We start from the raw sequence: 23931 nt of genomic DNA, 5'->3' as shown, positions 1-23931 counted from the left end.
CTCACGCCGCAGGAGGGGCCTGTCCCCGAGATTCCGGGCGACAAGAGAGCCATGGACCGCTGGTTGAAAGGCGGCGGCCGGTATCTCCTCTTACCCGAATAGCGCCCGTGTCCGGCGCGCGGCCGTTCAAGACGCGTCCGCTTCCTCCGGCGCGACCTCGATTGCCTGAACAAAGGCCTCGCCCGGCGCGCCCGCGTCCTTGTCGCCGCCGATGAACCGGAACTCGATCACGCCGTTGCGGGGCGTGATCCCGTTGCGGCGGATATCGAGCGCCCGGTTCGGCGCGCCCGCCGCCGCGGCCACGTCCAGCTTATCCGCGGCCGTGTTGCCGTTGATCCGCACCGTCACGCGGTTGCGCTGCGTATCGAAGCCGCGCGTCGCGGCAAACTTGAGCACGGCCTGGTATGCACCCGGCGCGACCGTGACGTTGACGACAAACTCGGGCGCGTGGACGCCGTAGCGGTAGAGGTCCGGCGAGTCGGTTCCTTCGATCGTTTCCGCAACCGGCTGCGTCCACCACGCGGCGCCCACGGAGTCGCCGCCCGGCCCCAGCCGCACGATCCATTCCGTGGCGGGCCGCCACGTGTTGCCCGCCGCGTCGCGCAGGTCTTCGCGCCCGGCATAGCCGAAGACCATGCGCTGCGCCGTGCGCGGGCCTTCGCCGGAACCATAGCCCGTGCCGCCCTGCGCGGACGACGACTGCACCTCCGCGATCCACACCTTGCCCCCGCGCGCAACCGGATTGCCCGCGCCCCGCGCAACGACCCTGATATCGTGCGGCCCGTTTTCAAGACCGTTCCGCGCAAAGAGAACCTGCTGTTCCCGGGTCATCGGGTTCCAGCAATCCAGGCCGCTGCGCTGCCGGACGCCATCGAGGAATACATCCGCCAACCCGCCGTCCGGACCGACGTTGCCGATAATCCGCACCTGATTCCCCTCGAATGCGTGCGTCATCGTTGCATCCGCGGTATCGCAGACACGCGCCGCCGCCCCGTCCTTCGCGCCGAAGGCCGCGTCCTGCCACGCGCCACTGAACGCGAGTTGTTCACCCTTCGCCGCCTCCTGCGGGTCGTCGCCTTCGACGGCGACGCGCGTCCGCCCGTCGTGCCGCACGGCAACGATGCAATCGCCGTTCGATAGCGGCGCAACCGTGTAGCCCGGCGCATCGAGTGACTCGCGAGGCGAGAACGTTTCATCATCGGCGAGCACTTTCTCCGGCCCAAAGGCCGTTCGCAGCACCGCCACGGTCTGTTCCGGCGCGTCAAACGTGGTCCAGCTTATCCGCCCCTTTTCGTAAACGATGTTCACGACTTCCGCGGTGCTGCGCATGAGATGATTCTCGCGGCAGGGACCGAACAATTCGGGCTGCCACGCCAGAATCTCCAGGAAATGGCGCATGGCGAGCGGATGAATGATGTTCAGCCACGAGCCCGCGACGATGGCCTCGCCCGTCAGCCCGTCGATCACGGCTCCGTGGTCCAGCGCGTCGTAGGAGCCCTGGATCGCGGCGCGGCGCGCCAGTTCGCGGCTCCAGGGGTCGCCGGTCAGGGCCGCGTGATGCGCCAATCCCGCGGCGGCCAACTGCTGCCCATAGGACAAAGACGTGCCGCAGCAACTGGGCGACTCAGGGATGGCCCACGCGCCGCTGTAGACCTCGCCCGCGGAGGCAGGGTCCACGCCCGCGCGGTTGAAGATGAGCGTCAGGATGTTGCGCGCGTCCGTCCGCCAGTGCGGGAACGCGTGACGCTGCTCCATCACGTATTCCATCGCCCAGATGTTCGCCAGCGAGAGCACCGGGCATTCCCAGTCCCAGTAGTAGCGGCCCCACGTGTCGTGCGCGGTCCAGCGCGCGAGCAGCACGTCGTTGAGATACGCCCGGCCCGCGTCGCGCGCGCGGACCACGCTATCGCCCTCGCCGCGATGCCCGAGCCGGACCAGCCCGTCCAGGAAACGCAGAATCATGGTGATGCTGCCCGTGCTTTCATTGCTCCACGCGACCTGTTCCGGGTTCGCGTAGCGGGGCCACGGCGCCTGGCCCGGCGTCAGGTCAGCATGTTGCGCGAGCAGGTCGCCCCAATGCCGCGCGGCATCCCAATACCGCGCATCGCCCGCGACCTGATACGCGCGCAGGACGGCCGCGCCGATATCCGCCGACAGGTCCAGTTGAAGGAACCCATTCGGGTCGCACGCCCCGTAGGGCTTGCCCTTCGTGGGCACGCTGATGGGGAAGTTCGGCCACGGGTGGTCCGGCGGCGTCTGCGCATAACCGAGAATGTAGTCCGCCTGGAGCACGATGAACGCCAGCGCCGCCGGGTCGCCCGAGTACCGGTAATAGTCCGCAAGGCTGTTGATCAGGCTCACCGTACGCTGACCGAGGTCGCCGCACATCCAGTCGTTCAGCGGCGGCGCGCCGATGTTGCCCTCCGCGTCGATACTCCACATGGACGTGTACACGAAATGCGGCGCGGCCATGACCGCCGCGTCCGCGCCTGCCCACGGGTAGCGCTTCAGCGTCTCCGCGGATACGCGCACGCGGTAGTCCAGTTGCCCGTTCTGCCCCGTGTACCACGGCGCGATCACGCCGTGCGCGTCCTCGACCGCCGCATGCGCGTAATAACGCGGCAGGGCTGTAGCTGCTTGGCCGTCCTGGGCCGCCACGGCAAGTAACAAGACGCTCAAAAACAGGAATTGCCTTTTCATGGGATGCACCTCCCCGTTCATGGACAGACGATGTCATTCTACCGCTGCGCACCCCCTCCCCGAAAGGCAAAATGACCGAGGCCCATACCTTTGCCTGTCTAACTGGCTGTCGGGTCCAGACTTGCAGGGTCCATCCTGGAATCCGGCTGGTCCCTTGCACTGCGCGTCATTTCTTGCTATGATATTTTGTATCCTAAAGAATTGGCAGGAATAGGAAAACTCGTATGTCCTCTAATGATTGCGAAGAAGTAGTCATGGAATTGCGTAAGATCATCCGTTCCTTGGACTTACACTCGCGATGGCTCAATCGGGAATATGCCCTGACCAGTCCGCAATTGGTGTTCCTGAAGGAAATCGCCGGACGGGACGGCATCACGATTGGGAACCTTGCGCGACGCACGAGCCTGAGTTGCGCCACGGCTACAGGCATCGTGGACCGCCTCGAACAGCGGGGCCTGGTGAGTCGGAGTCGCAACGGGAAGGATCGTCGGCAAGTGCAACTGACCCTAACTGCGTCGGGGCGTGATACGTGCGCGCGCAGGCCGCCGGTATTGCAGGAGAATTTCCTGCGAGCCCTGGAAGACTTGCCGGCCGCCGAAAAGCAGCGCATGCTGGAGAGTCTCCGACTTCTCGCGGATATGATGTCCGGCATTGTGGACCGGCAACTTCCGCAGTCCGTTCGGATGCAGGAACAGCAGACGCACGACCAACCCGAGATTCGCTTGCCCAGTCAGGCGTCACCCGCAGGGTTCCTGGAATCCTGCCGCATGCTCCTTGCCGGAAAACTGCCCGAGGATGCGAGCGAAGCCGGCGCAGTGGACAACGGCCCCGACGGTCTCGCCCTGCATGTTGTCCGTTCGGTATCGGAACTTGCGCAACACGTTACGGTGGAAGGGCTTGTGGCTTTTCTGCACGAGCATTTGAAGCCTTATGAAGACACTGAAGAGGCGATAAGGGACGGCATCGCCTACGCCTTGTCCGATGAACCGGGTAAAGGCGGGTTCGTACTCTTGGCGGAACGGCGAAGAGCGCTGGTCGGCGCGCTGGTCATGTTGAGGACGGGGATGCACGGCTATGTGCCGCCCAACTTATTGCTGTTTGTCGCGGCGCATGCCGCCTGCCGCAGCCAAGGGATTGGCGGCTGGCTAGTCCGCAAAGCACAGTCGTTGGCGGGCGGGGACGTTAAGCTGCATGTCGAATACCAGAATCCCGCGCGCCACCTGTACGAAAGGCTCGGCTTTGCAAGCAAGTATGCGGAAATGAGGTGGGCGCATGAGCCGCGTGACCATTAACCTGGACGCACTCGAGGCGAACCTGAACGAGATCAACCGTCTCATGTCCGCCCACGGCGCACGCTGGACGGTCGTCACGAAGGTGCTGTGCGGGAACGCGCCGGTGCTCCGGGCGCTGGCCTCGATGGGCATCCGTTCCGTCGGCGACTCGCGCCTTACCCACTTGCGGGCTGTCCGGCGCATTTTTCCGGAACCGGGGACTTGGTACCTGCGGATTCCGCGCCTGACGATGTGCAACACGGTGGTACAACTCGCTGATATCAGCCTGAACAGTGAAATCGACACCATCGAACGCTTGAACAGCACGGCGGCAAGCCAGGGCAAGACCCATCGCATCATTATCATGATCGAACTGGGCGACCTGCGCGAGGGTATTCTGCCCGGCTCGCTTGTCGAGTTCTACCAAGCCGTCTTTCGGCTGCCGAACATCGAGGTCATCGGCATCGGCACGAATCTCGGCTGTCTCGCCGGCGCGCCGCCGACCGTGGACCAGCTCATGCAGTTGGTGCTCTACCGCGAGTTGCTGGAACTCAAGTTCAACAAGCCGCTTCCGCTGGTCTCCGCGGGCTCAAGCGTGGTCCTGCCGCTCTTAATCGAGGGGCAGGTACCGAAGACCATGAATCACTTCCGTATTGGTGAATCGCTGTTTCTCGGCACGGACTTGGTACACGGCAACACCCTGCCCGGCTTCCGCAACGACGTAATGCTGCTCGAAGCGGAGATCGTCGAACTGAAAGAAAAGAGCATGACGCCGGTCGGCGAGACAGGAATCACGTCGCCGTTCCAGACGCCGTTGGACGGGGAATCGACACCGGGGCAACGCGGCTACCGGGCGCTGGTCAGCATCGGCCAACTGGATACCGAAATCACCGGGCTTATGCCAACCAATCCGGAACTGCGGATCGTCGGCGCCAGCAGTGATATTACCGTCCTCAACTTGAACGAGAACCCCCACGGTCTTCGTGTGGGCGACACCATCACGTTCCGCATGAACTATGCGGCGCTGCTGCGCCTCATGAGCAGCCGTTATGTGACCAAGGAGATCGTGACCGGCAGGGAGGGCGTTCCGCGCACTCCGGATGCGAAGGGTGACCTGGCGTGAACCTGCAACAACGCTATGAAACCGACCACAGCGTCTGGAACCGGTGCGCACGGACGTACGAAGACGCCATCGTGTACGGCCACCCCGACGTACAGGCTTACGAGTCCTTCGAAGAAGATTTCCTGGACGCTCTCTTGCTCTATCTTATTCGAGACGCAGGCTTGCAGGTTCGGTTGTTCGACGTCGGGTGCGGCTCCGCCAGGCTGCACTTGCGTTACGGGCGGAAAACAGCCCTGCCCGGCAGTCTCCACAATGCGGATGCGCTGCCCCCGTTCGACCCGATAATCGCGTCGGGGCTCTTGCGCATTGACGGCATCGATTTCTCGGAAGAAATGCTGGAAATCGCCAGGCAGAAGCTTGCATCGGCGGGTCTGTCCGTATCCCCGGCCGGACGTCTCGGGTTGCAGCGCGGTTCCGCTTTCGAACTCGAGCCCATGCCGGGCGAAGGCATCCCCATAGCAGTGGCCGTCTGCAATACCATCGGCGTGATGCAGGGTCCGGAGGGAGCACAGCGGCTGTTCCAGGCCATGCGCCGCTCCGTCGAGGTTCGGGGCGGTATCGCGGTCATCAGCGCTTACAGAAAAGACGCGGTTGCCAGCCATGCCCTTGGAAACTACGAGAGCACCATGCACGTTTCCGGTCAGCCGCGCTGGTTAAAGCCATGGCGATTCACTACGCATCAGCTTACGCCGTTCCCCCTCGAGATCAAGCGTGCTTATGATTCCAGCCCGAGCATGCGCGTGGCCGCGCGCAGTCAGGAAGGCGAGACCTTCGAGGGGTGTCTGCTCGAGCGCGATCCCGTCGAAGTGAAGAAGGCGATATCGAGCGGCCGCATCCGCACGCTTTGGGACTATGAGTCGTATTGGTATTCCCTGGCGCGCATCCGCCGGTGGATACAAGAATACTGGGGCGGCTTGCCGGCCTGGCACGTACCGGGGCGGACGCTGGACCGGCTGCGCGCCGCACCCGCGCAGCTTGCGGTACTCGATGTCGGCAGAAGACTCGGCCCATTCTTCGCCAGGTTGGGCATTACCCAGGGAATATGAGGGCATGACGGCAAGTTGGATCATGTGGGCCATAGTCGCCGTCTACCTGACTTTCGTGTTCTTCAAGGGCGTGCTGAAGGTCCGCCAGGTCTCCGACTCGGATGACTTTCTCGTTGCGGGGCGCAACATCGGCTGGTTCTTCCTGCTTTGCACGATGGGCGCCACGGTAGTTGGCGGCGGCGCGTCCATCGGGGCGATTGCGCGCACGTACGACTGGGGTGTCCTGATGCTTCTCGTGTCCATGGGCTGGTATCTCAATTTCATTTTCGCCGGCCTGTGGATTGCGCCGCGCTTTCGCGAGGCCAAGCTGTATACGGTGGCGGGCTATTTCGGCCACCGTTTCGGCGAAGGTCCGCGCTTCGCCGCGCTTCTTCTCTCGATAACCTTCTCCGTCTTTATTGTCGCTGCGCAGATGGCCGCATTCGGGAGCGTCGTGGCGGCCATTGCGCCGGAGTTCAGCGACGCAGCCAACGTGCTGCGCTGGGCCATCATTATCGGCGGCACGCTCGTCGTCACCTACAGCACCGCTGGCGGTCTGCTGGCGGTGATCCATACGGATGTGTACCAATTCACCATCTTGATCGCGGGATTTGCCATTACCCTCCTCTTCTGTATTCCGGATTTGGCCGAATCTTACGATGGTCGGACCGGCAAGTTCGTGCCGCTGCGCTTTTCGACCGTGGACATACGGTCTCCCGAGGCGCTCGCCGCGTCCCTGGCCCGCACGGAGGACCCCGTGGCCTGCTATCTCCTGGGGACCGTCGGCCCCTTGCCGGATAAGACCGGCCTGAATGAGCCACAATTCACGGTTGCCCTGGTGGAAATGATGAATGAGGCATTGACCGATTCCCATTTGTACGCGCCCGAGCGCTTTGCACAGGTGTCGCTGAGCCGCCAGACAAAGGAACTGCTCGAAGCCGGGGCACAGGGAAAGCGCTTGCGTAGGCTGAACCTGTCCCTGCTTCAGGATGCATTCCCCGAGGCTATTGATCCCAACCGGGAGATCAACCCGTCGTTTTTTCGCGTGCACGGAGACAAAGGCTGGCTTTTCCTCGTTACGACGTTCCTCGCGTTCCTGTTCGGCGAGTGTTTCGCGCCCGGGTATGCGACCCGCTATTGCGTCGGCAAGAATATCCGCGAGACACGCATTGGCATCGCGGGCGCGGGCGTATTCCTCGCGCTCGTGTTTCCGGTAGTCCTCTTCTTCATCGCGCTCTACGCGCGCGTGCACTATCCCGCCATTGACCCGCAACAAGCGCTGCCGTGTGTCGTCTATCAACTGCACAATCCCGTCATTTCCGGACTCATCGTCGGCGCCCTGCTTATGGCCGTCATGTCGTCTGCCGACAGCGCGCTCAATTCAGCAACCGCCATATTCGTCAAGGACCTCTTCGAGCACCAATTCGGTTGGCGCGATGACGAGAACGGCAGACTCCTCCGGCTCGCGCGGCTGTGCAGCCTGGCGCTCGGCGGCGTGTCGATCCTTGTCGCGGTGCTCTGGCCCGACATCATCGGCCTGCTCCTGTTCACCTATCACGTCTGGGCGCCCGCTGTGATCGTGCCGGTTTGCGTGGGCGCCTTCTCCCCAAGAGTCTCCCGGCGTCAGAACCGCATCGTTCTTTTGACGATGGTGCTGGCCACCGCAGTCACGTTGGTCTACAGGCTTCCCCAAGTGCTCGAACGCCATCTCGGATGGCGCGTACTGCCCGACGCCCTGCAGGACCTCACTGCGCGTTTTGACCCCGCCGTCTTCGGCGTCGCGATGTCGCTGCTCATCTTCGGCGGGTTGACTACCGCCTGCCGAGTGGTGCACGGCACGGAATGAAGCCACACGCTGCCGGTGCGCACTTCTACCGACCTATGCGTTGGTCTTCTTCCTGCGTTACTGATTTTGCACGCGCAGCAGCCGCACCGGACCGAACAACCCGGACGGCGCGAGCGGCGTCGCCGCCGTTACCTGCTGGATATTTGTCCACGTGCGCCGTTGACCGGCAGGCAACGCGGCATCGCCGACAAGCCGGTTTGTCCAGTTGTTGACGACCTCGATTTCGAGCGCGTACTCGCCGGGTTTCGCCGCGCTCGCAATATCGACGCGGAACGGCGGTGCCCAGACCACGCCCAGATCGACACCGTTGAGACGAACCGCGGCCATATGCCGGAAATCGCCCAAGTCGATTGACAACCGCGCGCCGTTCTCGAGCATTTCCGGAGCGATGTGCAGTATCTTCTCGTAGGTAGCCGCGCCGGAATAGAAGCGTATGCCCGCCTCAGGCCGTTCCGTCCAACTGACCAGTTGGTCGAAGACGACGGATTCAGGGGCGCCCCATTCGGGGTCGAAATGAACGGTCCATGGGCCGTCGATGGCGGCGATGGGCGCATACGATGGGAAATTCCGTTCGGCGTTGCCCTGTGTATCCTCGAGGGTCGGCCTGCGAAACACGATGAAGCAGGAACCGTAAGGCGCGAATGCCAACGGCAGCGTAGTGCTGCCGTCAGCCTGCCGGAACGCCCCGGCATCGCGGATCGCCGCATCGAGCGGGTCCCAGATTTCCGGCAGTTTCCCGGTGACGCGGAAGGTCGCCCGCGTAACCGCCTCGCGATCCCGGAGGTTCGCGACGAAATAGATGTCAGTATCCCCTGTCCGGCGGTGTATGTAGTCGAAATCGCCGGGCGCGGTCTCCGCGAATGCGCAATCGGGCGCAATTCCAGCCTCGATCAACACTGTTCGCGCTGATTTGCCCCAGACGACCCTGCCGGGGCCGCACGCGTGTTCGCCCGTTTCGCCTTCGCCCGCGCCCCACAACTCCTCCACGAGTGCGCGGCGTTCCGGCTCGCAGTCCGGGTACGCCGCGAGACTCGCCGTGCGCTCCGGCTTGAATCCGCAGACCGTCGCGCCCGCGCGCACCAGCGCGTGTGCCGCGCGCGTCGCGGCGAGCGAGAGCACGCGATGATCGGGCAGCGCGAGCAGCCGGTATTCCATCCCGCATGGCAGCACGATACGCCCGTCCCGTACTTCGAGGCCGGAACAAAGCACTTCTTCATTGATCACGTCGTAATCGAATCCGGGCATCGCGCCTGCCGGGTCGTCTTCCTTCATCCGCACGAGATTCGGAACGTGATCGCCGTAGTAGCAGCACACGTCCGCGACGAATTCCCCCTGTTGCAGCAGGAACTGGCACCGGTTCAGATAGCCGATCACCGCGCCCGCCTTGTCCCACCAGGTCACGTTCGGATTGAAATGGGTGCCCGCGAAATACTCCTGGCCCGGCAGGCCCATTTCGGCAGGCGAGCAGGTAAACGTGTGGATGAACGTCAGGTTAAGCCCCGCGCACGCCTCGTGATCGAAACTCGGCTTCGCGCCCTGCCACAGGATGTCGTTCCAATGCGGGCCAATGGAGGTGAACCCTTCCGCCGCGACGACTCGCTTGCCGTAGATGTGCGCGGCGCATGCGGCCTGCTTCACGAAGAAGCGCCGGTCCGGCGTGGGCCGGTGCGGCGAAGGGACCCAGTACTCGCTCATGGGCACGTCGCTGCGGCCCAGGCATTGCAGCGCGTCAAAGGGTCCCGCGTGCGGCCCGCCCGACTCCGGATGCACGCCAAGACCGCGCTCGCGCGCCAGTGCGGCGAAGACGGCGTAGTGCTGCTCCGCGACGTTGTCCGCGATGGTCCGCCGGAAGTCCGCCAGAAACCGGTTGCTCGCGTCGCGGCTCTCGATGATCCGGCCCGCAATCACCGGCAGCCAAGGCAGGGGATCATAGCCGCGCCGCCGCTCGAATTGCGCCGCGAAACCGGGCGTCCAATTCATGCCGCCGCATTCCCAGCTGTCCGTGTGCAGGTATTTCAGCGTAGTCCCGGCCAGCGGTCCGATTTCGTCCAGCAGCGGCGCTACGTGGCGGCCCCAGTATGCGCGCAGGATCTCCGTGCTCATGTAATCGATCACGAGACCCTGCCAGTCCCCGCTCGACGTGGACACCTGCGCGCCCGTGACCGTGTAGCCGAAGCGGAGCACGGTCCAGTCGCCCTCGGGCACGTCCCAGTCCAGTATGCCCTCACGCGAGAATCGGTCAGAGAGTTCTACGACTTGGCCGGCGCGCGCGTCTTCTTCTCCGGGCACGGCGGGGACGTCGTCGAGCAGCGGGCGGCAATCCGGCGCGGAACCGCCCAGTTCGTGAAACGCGGCTTTCTTGTCGAGGTCGCGAATCGGTTCACTTCGGGCGCCCGCCGCTTTCCGGGGATACGACAACACGCAGATGTCGCGATAGTAACCCGCGCGATGTTCGGGGACCGGCAGCGTTTCCCGCACCGTGCGAGGGCCGTGCAATACTGTTTCGGACCACGCGAGTTGCTTGGCGGACTCCTCCGGCGTGACATCCGGCCCGCCGAGGTTCCAGCCGCTCTGAATACTCAGGCTGAGTTCCAGGCCAAGCCGGGCCGCTTCTTGTACGGCGTGCCGGAACAGTTCGCGCCACGCGGGCGAGCCGAACAGGGGCCCGGCGGGCGCGCGCTGGTTCCCGCGCTGCTCCGATCCGTCAGCGTCGAAGATCAGGGCGCCGCCATAGCCCTTCGCCCGCATCTCTTCGAGATCGCGCGTGATCGCCTCTTTGGTGACGTTGCCGTTCAGCCACCACCAGTAGCAGCGCGTGCGCGCCTCGACAGGCGGTTCGCGAAAACCGTTTTCGAGGAAATCGACCCCGGCTTCGGCGCACAGAGGGATGAGGCAGAGCAGAAGACACGTGCTCGCTGCCACGTTCCGACGAAATCCGCGCAAGACCCTGTTGCTCCTATCCGGCACTGGATGGCCGCGCCTATCCCGACGCCATGCCCGCCGCGACCCATTGCCGGACAACGTCCACAGCGGAGTCCAGCCCCAGCGTGCCTGTTTCGCCCGTGTCGCGCCGCTTGTATTCGACCTGCCCGTTCGCGAGATGGCGCCCGCTCACGATCAGCCGTATCGGCGCGCCGATCAGGTCGGCGTCCGCGAATTGAACGCCGGGCGACAAGTTGCGATCGTCGTAGAGCGTCTCGATGCCCGCCGCCTCGAACGCCGCGTACAGGCGGTCCGCGGCCCCGCGCAGTTCCGGGTCGTTCGCCTTGAGCGCGTGCAGATGCGCCTGCCACGGCGCAATGGACATGGCCCATTTCGGGCCGTACTTGTCGTGATACGCTTCCACGGCGGCACAGAGCACCCGGCTCACGCCGACGGCGCACCGGCCCATGAGCGGCGTCCGCGCACCGCCCTGCTCGTCCGTGAAGGTCACGTCCAGCGGCCCTGTGAACCGCGTCCCGATTTGCGCCGCGCTGCCGAGCACGATACCCGGTCTGTGCCGCAGCACGCCGCCGCAACGGATGCAAACCGCGCCGTCGGGCACGAGCGCCGCATCAACCGTGGCCGCGCCGGGCAGGTCACGTGCGAGATTGAAATTCTTGTAGTGCCAGTCGGCCTCGTTCGCGCCGCAGACCAGATTGTTCGATTCCGAGATGGAATGATCCACAATCACGCGGCATTTCGCGGGGTCGAGGCCCATCGCCGTGGCGAAGCCCGGCGTCGCGCCGCAGGCGAGAATCCGCTCCTCGCTCGCGGGGACGGGCTCCGCGCCGATCAGCCGCTCAAGTTTTGCCTCGTTCGCCTCGATGTCACCGCGGATGACCAACATCACGAGGCGGCCCTCGGCGTCGCGGTCGTAGAGCACCGCCTTCGCCGCCTGCCAGGTCTCCACGCCGACGCAGGCCGCGACGTCCTTGATGGTCTTCATGCCGGGCGTGTGCACCTTCTCGAGCGGCAGCGGCGCGGACGGGTAACCCGGCACGCGGCCCCGCGCCGCCGCGCGTAACGCGCGGTAACCGCACGATTCGCACGCGACGAACACGTCCTCGCCCGCGCCGCAGGGCAGGACGAAGGCATGCGCGGCGGGAGCATCCTCCGCGCCGGGATCGGCATCCGCGGCGAACGCCTCGGGCAGGCCCATCCGCGCGAAGGCACGCAGACATGCCTCCTGGAAACGCGTGTGCGCTTCGAGCAACGACACCTGCGCGGCGTGAAACCCGTACGCTTCGAGCAACGGGAACGCGCGCGCCTGGAGGAGGCCGCCGCGCGCGGCCCCGTCGCGGAACACGTCACCAACCGCATAGACGATAAAGGGCAATTGCGTGTAGCTTTTGAGTTCGCCCCGGCACAACGCGGCCACGGCCGCATCATTTCGTGCGCTCAGCGCCAATGCGCGGCCCGACCGGTCCTCGAAGTACGGTTCTTCCCCGTCACGCGGACGCACGGACGGCATCCGGATTTCCTGCGCGCCCAGCGTCTCGAATGCCGAACGCAGTATGGCCTCGATCTTCCGCTGGACGCGCGCGCCCGGCGGCAGCAGGGCATAGATGCCGTTCGTCAATACCCGGGCATGGCCCCCGCGCAACAGAAACGCGTAACTCTCCGTGGCGGCATCCGCGGGCCGTTCCTTGTACCGGTTCCCCATCAACTGGCTCAGACGCATAAGCGTTTCCCTTCCTCGCAAATACCCGACTCCGCACTCAGTATAAGGGGCTTGCGCCCGAAAAAGTAGACGCGACGTCCCCGTCGCCTGCACCTGGTAGAAATGAAAGAGCACGGCGGGGGCGCCGCGTCTACTCCTTCGCCAAACTCGAACGCCTCACAGCCAGTTCTGCACGCGAAGCCCCTCTACCCGGCGGAATTCCCGCTCGTTATTCGTCACGAGCGCGGCCCGCTCGGCCAGCGCGTGCGCGGCAATCAGCAAGTCCATGGGGCCAATCACTTCGCCCGCGCGTTCGAGGCGCGACCGGACCTGTCCATACGCGACGGACGCCGCGTCGTCGAACGGCAGCACCTCGATGGGCGCGCAAAACAGGTGCAGCGCAAGACGGTTCTGCTCCGGTTTGGCGCTTTTTTCGACGCCGTGCTCCAGTTCGGCCAGCGTGATGGCGGAAATCCCCACTTCACCGACCCTGCATCGCCGCAACCGCCTAAGCGCCTTCGCGCCGCGCCCGCGGATCAGCTCGATGCAGATGTTCGTATCGAGCATGAACCGGATCACAGCGATTCCCGGGCCTCAGCGCGCCGCGCCTGGCCTCGGTCGCGCATGAAATCGCTGCTGAACAGTTCGAGACTCCGCACGAGCGTTTCCCAGCCCTTCTCGCGCGGAAACAGCACCACCACGTTGCCGATACGATTGACATACACCTCGTCCGCCGCGAACTGGAACTCCTTGGGCAGGCGTACTGCTTGGCTGCGCCCGTTTGGAAAGACCTTCGCCGTGTGCATCCTCGCGCTCCCGGTTGATGTAGACCATAGTATATATCGCGCGTCCGCCAAGTTCAACTGCGGCAGTTCGTAGTACACACCTCAGTGTGCAAGAACCGGGGCGCACAGGCCCCACGCTGAACCGTGTACTACGAACGAATACGCATACGCGCAGATTGCAGTGTTGAATTGCATGTTTTGGCCAATTACCCTTGAGCAGGAACTGAAAATGCGCTTTCTTGACTGGATATCTCGTGAGAATGTCAGGGGAGATAGCTCGAAATGAACCATGAAAAATCCACGAAGGCAGTTTCACTGGGCGGGTCGTTGCGAAGTAATGCCGGACAAGTGATTGGTCTAATTGTACTAGGCGTGACCCTCGCGTTGTTGCCCGCTTGCACCAATGTGGAGAACGCGAACCCGATCAGCGGTGAACCCACAGCCATTCCTGATGAGTCTGCTCCTGAATCTCCACTCAAGCAGGTCGTCTATGAAGGAAGGACATGGTGGTGTATCGGTCCTGCGCGGGACACGGGAGACATCTTCAGGCCCAGTATGTCTGCTATGGAGTACACGACCGGCGAAGAAGGCACTCGTCTGCTGGAACTTACCAACCGGAATGACCCCGCGTTGGTGGAAGGCGTCTTTTCAAGAATTCTTCGGATTCAAGTTATGCAAGAGGGCCGGTGGGTAAGCCACGGAAGAGAATCGGATTGGGAAATCAACGGAGCTCGAGGAGAGATAGAGTACCGAAACGGCGAACCACACGGCATACAGCGTCAGTGGTATTCAAACGGTCAGCTTCACATCGAGCGTCAGTGGATCAATGGGAAGATGGAAGGCCCCGATCGCGGGTGGTATGAGAGCGGAAAGCCGCAATATGAGGCATTCAACGTTGACGACAAAGAAGTCTACGGAAAGTGCTGGGACGAAAATGGGGCAGAACTATAGGCTATGAGCAAGACGAAATTGGACAAAGAAGAACGCGCGTTGCAGGACTCGTTCGAGCGTGGGGAATGGCATCCCTTGCAGGACCGCGACGAAGAACTCGCGCGGCACCGGCTCTTAGCGCGAAACACGCTGCGCAAGGACCGGCGTGTGAACATCCGCATCTCGTCGCAGGAATTGGACGCGCTGCAGCGCCTTGCTTCCGAGGACGGCATCCCCCATCAAACGCTGATGTCGAGCGTCTTGCACCGGTACGCCACGGGGCGTCTGGCGGCCACACGGCGGCGGAATGGATAAGGTGCGTTCCACGCATCCTCTGGGAACCCGCGGCCCGTTTCCGCTATTGTAGGGAGCATGGAAACACCTCCATTCGAATTCGCGGTGCGGGACTATCCCCTGGCGCCTGCAACACTGTACAACGTCGGCGGCCCGGCGCGGCTCGCGCTGGTGCCGCGCAACGACGACGAGTGTCTGGCTGCGTATGCTTGGATGCTGCGCCAGCCGGACCGCAAGCTGATTCTGGGCGGCGGCTCGAACGTGCTGATCGCGGACGAAGGGTTCCCCGGCGTCGTGCTGTTCACGACCGGCCTGAAACGGCTTGAGCGGTGCGGCGAACATGGTTATTTCATCGGGTCCGGCCACGACCTCGACTTCGTCGTTCGCGAAATCATGCTGCCCAACAACTACGCGGGTGTCGGCGCATTGACGGGCATACCGGGTTCCGTCGGCGGGGCCATTTACATGAATGCGGGCACGGCCAATGGCAGCACGTGCCAGTTCCTGGAGTCCGTGGATATTCTCAGCCCGGCCGGCCGCGCGGTCATCCCGCTGGACCCGTCGCGCTACGCGTACCGGTGGCAGGATTTCTGCGCGCCCGGCGACGTCATACTCGGCGGGGGGTTCCGCTTCCAGGTCGCCTCGGACGACCAGCGGGGCATCTACGACCATTACATCCAGCGGCGGCTCGAAAAACAGCCGCAAGGGCATTGCTGCGGCAGCGTGTTCAAGAATCCGCCGAATGACCATGCCGGCCGGCTCATCGAGGCGTGCGGGCTCAGAGGCACACGCCGCGGCGGCGCAATCATCAGCCCGAAACACGCGAATTTCATCATGAACGAAGACCGGGCCAGCTTCGACGACGTTTTTGGGCTGATTCAACTGGCGCAGTCGCGCGTCCGCGGGCAATTCGGCATTGAACTCGAACCCGAAGTCCGTATCATCCGTTGATCGCGCCGTCTCGGCCTGCCCGGGGGCCGGAACATACCGCCCGGCGGCGGTGTTACTTGGACGGCGCCCGGCAACGAGACCCAGGTCAGCAGCACCATGAGTCAACCCGCCCCCATGCGGTCCCATCTGTCCCGGCTGTACGAACTGGCCAAGATCGCGTACGGCAGTATTCCCGCCACGTTATCCCGTGATGGGTACGCCTTTCCCGCGCGGCATTTCCTCCTGGAATTGACTCGCCGCTGTAACCTGCGCTGCAAGATGTGCCAGTACATCGATTTCCTCGAGAATACCCCGGTCAGGCAACAAAAAGAAGGCGAATTGAGCACCGAAGAATGGCGCGCAGTGCTGGACCAGATACCCCGGTTCAGCCTTGTCTCGTTCACGGGCGGCGAGTTGTTCGTGCGTCCCGACTTCATGGAACTCCTGCGCCTTGCCTGCGCCAGGACGCGCACGCACTTCATCACAAACGCCACCATGGTCACGGGCGAGGTCGCGGACGGCATTGTCGCGCTGGCGCCGCGGCATATCGGTTTCCGCGGTGTCAATGTCATCTGTGTGTCCATCGATGGCCCGCCAGAGACCCACGACCGTATCCGCCGCATTCGGGACGGATTCGAGCGGACGACCCAGGGGTTGCGCGCCATGCGCGCGGCCCGCGATGCCGCCGGCAAGAAGTGTCCCCATCTCGTTGTCACCACGGTCATTCAAGAGGACAACGTGCGGGAGCTGCACTTGCTGCCGCCGCTGTTCCGGGAAATGGGCGCGGACGTTGTCAATTTCGTGCCCGAAACGCGCATGCTCGACCTGCCGGGTTTCGGCGAACGGGATCCGCGCAGCTACACGCGCGACGAAATCATCCGCCCGCGGATTGACCCGCAGGTATTGCGAGAAGCCCTCGAACGGGCCGAAGCCGCCGCGGCCAAAGCCGGTATCGCCTTGCGCCTGCCGCGCATGCCGCGCGAAGACCTCATCCATTATTACAGCGGCGGCATGGACCTCGACGGTTACCGATGCAGCATGCCGTGGAACGGGTATGCCGTCGGGTGCAAGGGCGAAATCTACTCGTGCTGGAGCTACCCCCTGGGCAACGTGCGCAACATGTCCCTGAAAGAGGTCTGGCTCGGCGAACGGGCGCGCGCATTCCGCGGCATGTGCCGCAAAGGCGCCTTCGAGTTCTGCCCCGGCTGCTGCCTGGTTGAGAAAGAGGGCTACCACTGACCGCCCGCCAGGGAGTATCCCCGGGGCCAGGCCGGGGGGCAATGCCCGTGTCAGGTTAGAAATGCCGCTCGATGTAGGCCAGGGCTGCCTCAAGATCCGGCAGTATGCGCGTGCAGAACTTCACCATCCACGGGGACAGATCGGCAAAGGGCGCCGGGCTGAACGCGATCACGAACTTGCCAAGGTCGTGCGCCGCATAGAAGACCTCCATCGCCGTGCCGATCGAGGGCTTCCGGTAATTCACAAGCAGGATATCCGCGTCGCGCACGTCCTGCAGGTCAAAATCGACAATCTCGTTCGCGCTCTCAATCTCGTTGTCGCGAAAACTGCGCCGCATCGGGTCCAGCACAATGAACCGCCCCGCGAGCCGCTCCTTTGCCCGCTGGCGCCACGGCTTTGTCTCCGCCTCGGCGCAGTCCATAATCGGCCCTGACAAATACACTGTCCGCGTTTGCTGCATGGCCATCCTTTCCCTGTACAATAGCCCAAGCCTAGCGCAATGTCCACGGCGAACGGTATTCGTAATGCAGGAGCGCGTTCGCCGCTTCGTTGTTCACGATCCGCTCCGCCTGCGGGTCCCAGTCGATCCGGGACCGCGTCTCCAGCGCGATGTTTCCCAGATGGGCGAACACGACGGATTTGTGGCCTTCTTCCACGTCGGCCAGCGGTTTTTCCCGCGACTTGACGCAATCGAGGAAGTTGCGCATGTGCAACGTGGTGACGTCGGCGCCCTGATCGGGGGCCGCCTGCTTCAGCGGCTCCAGGCGGGGCGCATCGTCCTGGAATTGCCCGCCCCGCTCCGGCACGACCTCGTAGCTGCGGTCGCCGCCGTAGAGCGTGCCGAGCGCGCCGCGCAGCTCGATATCGGAACCTTTCAAGAAGGCCGGCGCGCCGTTCGCCTCATACTGGCCGAACATGAGCAAGCGTCCCGATGCGAATTCGTAGACGACCTGCATGGTGTCGGGGATGGTGCGGTCGTCGTCCACGGCATACTTGCCGCCAAGCGCCACGACGGACACCGGCGCCTCCTCGCCCAGGACCCAGCGAAGCAGGTCGAAATAGTGCACGCCCCAGTTGCCGATCTGCGACGAATACTCCTTCCACCAGCGGAATTTGTACGGCGTGATATTGTCCTGGTAGGGCCGGAGCGCCCGCGGGCCGAGCCACAAGTCCCAGTCGAGGCCGTCGGGCGGGTCGGAAGGCCGGGCCTTGCCCATGCCGGCGGGCGTCATGTTGTTGAGCCGGTGACAGTGCGCCACCGTCACCTTGCCGAGCCCGCCGCCCTGCACGAATGCCGCCATTTGCCGAAACAGCGCGCCGGAACGCCGCTGCAACCCCACCTGCACGACGCGCTGGTTCCGGCGCGCCGCCTCGATCATGCACCGCCCCTCGTGGATCGTCATCGAGAGGGGTTTCTCGATATAGACGTCCTTTCCTGCCTCGCACGCGTCGACCGTCTGCAAAGCATGCCAGTGGTCCGGCGTTGCGATGACGACCGCGTCGATATCGTCGCGGTCGAGCATCTCGCGATAGTCGTTGTACAGGTCAATCTTGCCCGGCAGCTTGTCCAGCCATTGCTCCCGCGCGGGGCGGTACACATCGCACACGGCCACAATCTCGGCGTCTTCGTGCGGGCGCGTGGCGGCGATAAGCTGGCCGCCGCGGTTCGCCGCGCCGATGAAACCGAGCCGGATGCGCTCGTTGGCCCCATAGATCCGGCTGCCTGCCGCCTGCGCGGCCACGGCGGCAGCAAGCGACGATTTCACAAACCCCCTGCGCGACATCGTGCCCGGCATGGCGAAATCCTCCATCGCTCCGTTTACCCGATTCCCTGAGAAACGCATTATAGAGAAAAGAGGCCGCATGGGCCACCCGCGCCGCGCTCTTTATGCCGTGCGGGCGTTTTGCCGTATAATGCGCCCATCGCCAACAGCCGCACACACGGAGATTGCATCATGCCGGACCAGCACAGGCGCCTGTCCCGTTCCGTAAACGTATTCTTCCTCGCGGGCGCGCTTACCCTGATGCGCGTGTTCATCGGCTGGCATTTTCTGTACGAGGGTCTCGCAAAACTCACTGCGGAGAAATGGACCGCGGGCGGGTACTTGGCGGGCGCCCGGGGGCCGTTCGCCGAGTTCTACCACCGGCTCGCCGCGGACCCAGCCCTGTTGCGGGCGGTCGACCTTTTGAATATCTGGGGGTTGACCCTGCTGGGCGCGGCCCTGATGCTGGGCGTGTTCACGCGGCTTACGTGCCTGCTCGGCGCCGTGTTGCTCGGATTCTACTATTTCGCGTATCCGCCTTTCGCCGGGTTTGATTTCGGTATGCCCGCCGAAGGCCAGTATCTGGTCGTCAGCAAGACCGTGATCGAATTTGCGGCGCTGCTCCTTCTGCTGGTCGCCGGCAGCCGCCGCCAGTGGGGCCTCGACCGGCTCCTCCGCCTGCTGTTCCGCCGGCAAGCCGCGGAACCCGAGACCGTCGCGCCCGAACCTGCTTCACAGGACGCCGCGCCCGTCAAGACACGGCGCGAGGTGCTCGCGGGCCTGGCTTCGCTGCCCATGGCGGGCGCGTTCGCCTGCGTGTGGGCGCGCAACCGGGAGCAGGAGGCCGTCGACGCCATGACGGGCGCGACCATCGTGCTTCGCTCGAGTTCTCTCGCCGAATTGAAGGGGACACTGCCCAAGGGCAGGATCGGCAACCTCGAGGTCAGCCGGATCATCCTGGGTAACAATCTGATCGGCGGCTGGGCCCATGCGCGCGACCTGATCTACGCCCCGGACCTGTTCAAAGCCTACAACGACGACCGCAAGGTCTTCGAGACGCTCGCCGTCGCGGAACAGGCGGGAATTACGATGATGAACATTGTCAACGCGCAGTATCCGCTCTTTCACAAGTACCAGCGGCTCTTCGGCGGCAAATTGCAGACCATCTGCCAGACCTTCCCCAAGGAAGACGACTTGTTCACGGACATCGATCAGTCGATCGACAACGGCGTGGCCACGCCGTATCTCCAGGGCGCGGTTTGCGACCGCTTCGTCAAGGCGGGCAGGCTCGACATCATCGCCGAGTGTCTCGAACACATCCGGAAACAGGGCTACCCGGCGGGCATCGGTTCCCACTCCATCGAGGTGCCGGTCCAATGTCAGGCGGCGGGCATCATCCCCGATTACTATGTTAAGACATGCCATCACGACCGCTACTGGTCCGCCACCCCGCGCGAATATCGCCAGGAATTCACCGTCGACGGCATGCCAAGCCCGGACCACAACAAGTTTCACGACAACATGTTTGATCTGTTCCCCGAGCGGACCATCGAGGTCATGAACGGCATCGAGGCGCCCTGGATCGCGTTCAAGGTGCTCGCGGGCGGGGCGATACACCCGAAAGACGGGTTCCGCTATGCATTCGACAACGGCGCGGACTTTCTCTTCGTCGGCATGTTCGATTTTCAGATTGTCGAGGATGTCAACATCGCCATCGATGTCCTGCAGGACACCAAGGACCGCCAGCGGCCGTGGCACGGATGAGCCCCGCGCCGGCGCGCAGAAGAGAGATAGCCCGTCGCGTCCGTATTCTGCCATAATGCTCATGCAAGCATGGAGAATAACGATGCGCCTCTTGTCATCCATGCTGGTCCTGGCGCTGGGAGCGGGCGCATTCTGCGGCGCAGACAGCGCGCGCGCGGATACACCGGAAGAACTGGTCGTCTGGATTATCTGGCGCGACCGGGGCCTCGAGGCCGCGTTCCGCCGCTTCGAGGTCGAGTATCCCGGTTACCGGATTGTCACGGGCTACCACACGGGCGTCACGGGTACCGGCCAGCAGAAACTGCTTACCGCCATCGCGGGGGACAGCCCGCCGGATGTGCTGGTGTTCGATCGTTTCTCGGTGGGCGAGTGGGCCGTCCGCAAAGCCTTGCAGCCGCTCGCCGCGCGCGTACGGAGCAGCGCCGCCGTGGAAGCCGCCGCTCAGCAGGCGCTGGACAGCCTGCGGAACGGCGACGCGGCGGCCGCGCGCGCGGCCCTCAAAGCAGTAACCGCCTGTTTTGCCTCGTTTCCCGACTGTCTTGCACTGCGTAATGCTTCCGGGCTCTTGCGTCAATTAGACAGCGGCGCTTCCACAGCGGCGCTGGTTCCCGACGCGGAAGAACTGCGCGCGCTGTGCGACGGCATCCACGAGGAAGAGCACTATGCCGCCTGCTGGCTGGAAGCCAGCTACGGCGAGGGCAACGCGCGCGACGTCTATGCCATTCCCATGAACGCGGACGACCGGGCCCTGTACTACAACGAGGACATCCTCGAGGCGGAAGGCTTTGTGGACGATCAGGGCCGCGCACGGCCCCCGCGCGACTGGGAGGAACTGAAGGATTACGCTGTTCGCCTGACAAAGCTCGACGCACAGGGCAACATCGCCCGGCTGGGCTTTGCCCCGCACATGCAGATGCAGGGCAACAGCTGGTTCTACCTTTATGGGTGGCAGAACGGCGGCGAGTTCCTGTCGCCGGACGGGCGCACCTGCACGCTCGACGACCCGCGTATCGTCGAGGCCCTGGAATACACGCTCGGCCTCAATGACGCGCTCGGCGGCTACGAGAAAGTCGACGTCCTGCAGTCCACCTTTCAGGGCGGGGAGATGGACCCCTTCTTCACGGGCCGTGTCGTCATGAAAATCGACGGGGACTGGTACCTGAACGCGGTGACCGACCTCGCGCCGAACCTGCGGTTCGGCGTGGCGCCCCCTCCGCCGCCGAAGGGACGAACGCCCATCACGTGGTCCGGGGGATTCTCCTGGGCCATCCCGGAAGGGTCGCGGCATCCCGACGCCGCGTTCGAACTGGTGCGCTTTCTGCTCGCGGAACGGATGTGGCGATACCAGGCGGAAGTCAACTCGCGCTTCTTCCGCAGCCGCGGCCGGGCCTATGTGCCGATCATGGCGCCCATGCCCGCGGTCAACGCGTGGTACTACGAGAACGTCATCGCCAACAATCCCGACCTGCCCCAGCGCGTGAAGCAGGCCTACCCCGTCTTCGCGGAACTGATGAATGTCTCGCGTTACCGGCCCGTGACTCCCGTCGGCACCTTGCTGTGGGACGAGCACGTGCGCGCCGCGGAAAAGGCGTGGCGGCACACCTATCCGCCGAAAGAAGCCCTGGAGCGAAGCCAGCGCGAGGTGCAACGCCAACTCGACCGGCTCTATTCGGACAAGGCGTATCCGCCCGTGCCCTGGGGAACGCTCGCGGTGTGGCTGGCCGCGCTGATGCTCGCCGGCGCGGCGGTCCTGTGCTGCGTGCCCCGTTGCCGCGCGGCGGTGCGGCGGTTGGTCACGCCCGAGGGCCGGGCGGCGCTCGTGTTCGCTTCACCGTGGCTGCTGGGCCTTTGCTTGTTCACGGGCGGCCCGATACTCGTTTCGCTGCTCTACAGTTTCTGCCGGTACGACGTGCTGAATCCGGCGTTGTGGGTGGGCTTTGAAAACTACCGCCAATTGCTCTTCGAAGACCCGCTGTTCTGGCGGAGCCTGCTCAACACCGCCTACATGATGCTCGGCATCCCCATAGGCATGGCGGCGGGTCTCGCCATCGCGATGCTGCTCGATACGGACGTGTTCGGCCTGAAAGGGTACCGCACCCTGTTTTACCTGCCCGCCATCGTGCCGGTCGTGGCCGCGTCGGTCCTGTGGCTTTGGGTGCTGAACCCCGCAAGCGGGTTGATCAACACGTTCCTGAGCATGTTCGGCGTGGCCAATCCGCCGCTCTGGCTCCAGAGTTCGTCGTGGCTGCTCGGTTCGAAGGCCGCGATCATCGTCATGGGGGTCTGGGGCGCGGGCGCGGGCATGATCATCTGGCTGGCCGGGTTGAAGGGCATCCCCGCGCACCTGTATGAGGCCGCGGAAATCGACGGAGCCGGGCCGGTCCGCCGTTTCTTCAGCATCACCCTGCCCATGCTGTCTCCGTATATCTTCTTCAACCTGATCATGGGTGTCATCGGCACGATGCAGATCTTTACGCAGGCCTACGTAATGACCAAAGGCGGGCCTGATGATTCAACGCTCTTCTACGCCTATTACCTGTTCAACAACGCGTTCAACTACTTCAAGATGGGGTATGCTTCCGCCATGGCGTGGCTGCTGCTCGTGATGGTCGTCGCGCTCACGCTGATCCAACTGCGCCTCTCGCGCCGCTGGGTCCATTACGGCGGCGAATAAGGCGGGTTTACCGCGCCGGCGCGCACGCTTCGCGTCAATGCGCTGACCCGGCGCGCGGGCGGCATTGAGGTCGAAGCGGTCCGGGTCTTCGACAAGCCGAAGGTGCGGCCTCATCAACCCTGCGAGAAGGTCATCCCCGGCCACGCCTTCGCCGATTGCGGCGCGCTGCGGGCTGCGGGTTTTGCGGGGCCGCAGTGTAGTAGAATCGGTTTTCGCGCGACCGGAAGCGCCAGATGCAACGCGGGAGGACACGACCATGATCGAATTGGGCATGCACACGGACAATTGGCGGCCGTTGAGCGGCAGTTTCAAGCAGGCCGCGGAATGCGCGGTCAAATACGGCCTCAAACACCTCGAATTCGCGGCCATCCACGGTCAGTATTTCATCCAGGCGATGGGCTACGAGCCGGGCATCTCGCTGCAATCGAATCCGCGCGCGCTCAAGCGCTACTGCGACTCGAAAGGGTTGATGATTTCGCAGATCGACGGCTCGTATCCGCTCATGGGGCCGGACGGCTCGGCCTACGGCGTGCAGTACGTGCAGCAGTCGATCCGCTTCGCAGCGGAACTCGACTGTCCGATGGTGGACACCGTCGACGGCGCCTTCGAGATCGAAGGATTCACCCGCGACGAAGTGTTCCGCATCACGTGCGACAACTACCGTCAGGTCCTGTCCTGGGCCGAAGACTACAAGATCGTGATCAACGTCGAGCCGCACGGGCCGTACACGAACGACCCCGAGTTCATGCTCAAGTTGTTCAAGCATTTCGATTCCGAGTGGCTGCGCTGCAATTTCGACACCGGCAACTCATTCATCGCCGGGCACGACCCGCTCGAATACATGAAGACGCTGCGGCCCTACATCTCGCATTGCCACATCAAGGACGTGAGCGCGGGTCTGGCCGCCGCGGTGCGCGGCGAGGAAACGGGCATCGCGTGCAGCGA

At 64.0% G+C, this 23931-nt stretch carries 18 protein-coding genes; 11 read left to right on the top strand and 7 right to left on the bottom strand.

Annotation, left to right across the window (positions count from 1 at the left end; translation table 11 throughout):
• Positions 1–126: 126 nt before the first annotated feature.
• Entirely contained in the window at positions 127–2700 is a 2574-nt protein-coding gene (locus KA184_15200; GenBank protein ID MBP8130923.1) for a hypothetical protein, read from the bottom strand.
• 224 nt (positions 2701–2924) lie between these two features.
• Here KA184_15200 and KA184_15195 point away from each other — a divergent pair, with 224 nt between their 5' ends.
• From KA184_15195 to KA184_15180, 4 genes are read left to right on the top strand one after another with little or no spacing between them, the layout of a single operon-like run.
• A complete protein-coding gene (locus tag KA184_15195; protein ID MBP8130922.1) occupies positions 2925–3992 on the top strand; it encodes a MarR family transcriptional regulator in 1068 nt (355 codons plus the stop codon).
• Positions 3973–5094, top strand: coding sequence for an alanine racemase (locus KA184_15190; protein ID MBP8130921.1), 1122 nt, complete (start codon positions 3973–3975; stop codon positions 5092–5094). Before KA184_15195 ends, KA184_15190 begins: the two co-directional genes overlap by 20 nt.
• A complete protein-coding gene (locus tag KA184_15185) occupies positions 5091–6140 on the top strand; it encodes a class I SAM-dependent methyltransferase (GenBank protein ID MBP8130920.1) in 1050 nt (349 codons plus the stop codon). Before KA184_15190 ends, KA184_15185 begins: the two co-directional genes overlap by 4 nt.
• 4 nt (positions 6141–6144) lie before the next feature.
• The gene (locus tag KA184_15180) at positions 6145–7965 is read left to right on the top strand and encodes a sodium:solute symporter family protein (protein ID MBP8130919.1); all 1821 of its coding nucleotides are present in this window, start codon (positions 6145–6147) and stop codon (positions 7963–7965) included.
• A gap of 57 nt (positions 7966–8022) precedes the next feature.
• Here KA184_15180 and KA184_15175 read toward each other — a convergent pair whose 3' ends face one another.
• The 4 genes from KA184_15175 to KA184_15160 all read right to left on the bottom strand — a co-directional run bounded on the left by KA184_15175 (position 8023) and on the right by KA184_15160 (position 13413).
• Positions 8023–10866, bottom strand: coding sequence for a glycoside hydrolase (locus KA184_15175; protein ID MBP8130918.1), 2844 nt, complete (start codon positions 10864–10866; stop codon positions 8023–8025).
• A 79-nt stretch (positions 10867–10945) separates the two neighbouring features.
• Positions 10946–12628 carry a proline--tRNA ligase gene (gene proS, locus KA184_15170; protein MBP8130917.1) on the bottom strand — a complete coding sequence of 561 codons (1683 nt, stop codon included), beginning with the start codon at positions 12626–12628 and terminating at the stop codon, positions 10946–10948.
• A 156-nt stretch (positions 12629–12784) separates the two neighbouring features.
• Positions 12785–13183, bottom strand: a complete 399-nt coding sequence (locus tag KA184_15165) for a type II toxin-antitoxin system VapC family toxin (GenBank protein MBP8130916.1) — start codon at positions 13181–13183, stop codon at positions 12785–12787.
• A complete protein-coding gene (locus KA184_15160; protein ID MBP8130915.1) occupies positions 13183–13413 on the bottom strand; it encodes an AbrB/MazE/SpoVT family DNA-binding domain-containing protein in 231 nt (76 codons plus the stop codon). Before KA184_15160 ends, KA184_15165 begins: the two co-directional genes overlap by 1 nt.
• A gap of 261 nt (positions 13414–13674) precedes the next feature.
• On the opposite strand from KA184_15160, the gene KA184_15155 reads away from it, so the two are divergent.
• The 4 genes from KA184_15155 (at position 13675) to KA184_15140 (ending at position 16785) form a co-directional block, all read left to right on the top strand.
• Positions 13675–14343, top strand: coding sequence for a hypothetical protein (locus tag KA184_15155; protein MBP8130914.1), 669 nt, complete (start codon positions 13675–13677; stop codon positions 14341–14343).
• A 3-nt stretch (positions 14344–14346) separates the two neighbouring features.
• The gene (locus tag KA184_15150; protein ID MBP8130913.1) at positions 14347–14637 is read left to right on the top strand and encodes an antitoxin; all 291 of its coding nucleotides are present in this window, start codon (positions 14347–14349) and stop codon (positions 14635–14637) included.
• 57 nt (positions 14638–14694) lie between these two features.
• Positions 14695–15567, top strand: a complete 873-nt coding sequence (murB, locus tag KA184_15145; protein ID MBP8130912.1) for a UDP-N-acetylmuramate dehydrogenase — start codon at positions 14695–14697, stop codon at positions 15565–15567.
• Positions 15568–15663: 96 nt separating this feature from the next.
• Entirely contained in the window at positions 15664–16785 is a 1122-nt protein-coding gene (locus tag KA184_15140; protein MBP8130911.1) for a radical SAM protein, read from the top strand.
• A 55-nt stretch (positions 16786–16840) separates the two neighbouring features.
• Here the strand turns inward: KA184_15140 and KA184_15135 are convergent, their stop codons facing one another.
• Positions 16841–17245: a nucleoside 2-deoxyribosyltransferase gene (locus KA184_15135; GenBank protein ID MBP8130910.1), complete on the bottom strand. Its 405-nt coding sequence runs from the start codon at positions 17243–17245 to the stop codon at positions 16841–16843.
• A gap of 31 nt (positions 17246–17276) precedes the next feature.
• Positions 17277–18581: a Gfo/Idh/MocA family oxidoreductase gene (locus KA184_15130; GenBank protein ID MBP8130909.1), complete on the bottom strand. Its 1305-nt coding sequence runs from the start codon at positions 18579–18581 to the stop codon at positions 17277–17279.
• Positions 18582–18740: 159 nt separating this feature from the next.
• Between KA184_15130 and KA184_15125 the strand changes: the two genes are divergently transcribed.
• The 3 genes from KA184_15125 to KA184_15115 form a co-directional block, all read left to right on the top strand.
• Positions 18741–20312 carry a DoxX family protein gene (locus tag KA184_15125; protein MBP8130908.1) on the top strand — a complete coding sequence of 524 codons (1572 nt, stop codon included), beginning with the start codon at positions 18741–18743 and terminating at the stop codon, positions 20310–20312.
• An 82-nt stretch (positions 20313–20394) separates the two neighbouring features.
• The gene (locus KA184_15120) at positions 20395–22986 is read left to right on the top strand and encodes an extracellular solute-binding protein (protein MBP8130907.1); all 2592 of its coding nucleotides are present in this window, start codon (positions 20395–20397) and stop codon (positions 22984–22986) included.
• 256 nt (positions 22987–23242) lie between these two features.
• Positions 23243–23931 (top strand): sugar phosphate isomerase/epimerase (locus tag KA184_15115; protein MBP8130906.1); only part of this gene is annotated, 689 nt, incomplete at its 3' end.

The sequence above is a fragment of the Candidatus Hydrogenedentota bacterium genome, from assembly GCA_018005585.1.
GTDB lineage: Bacteria > Hydrogenedentota > Hydrogenedentia > Hydrogenedentales > JAGMZX01 > JAGMZX01.
This window is presented reverse-complemented; position numbering and strand designations above follow the sequence as displayed.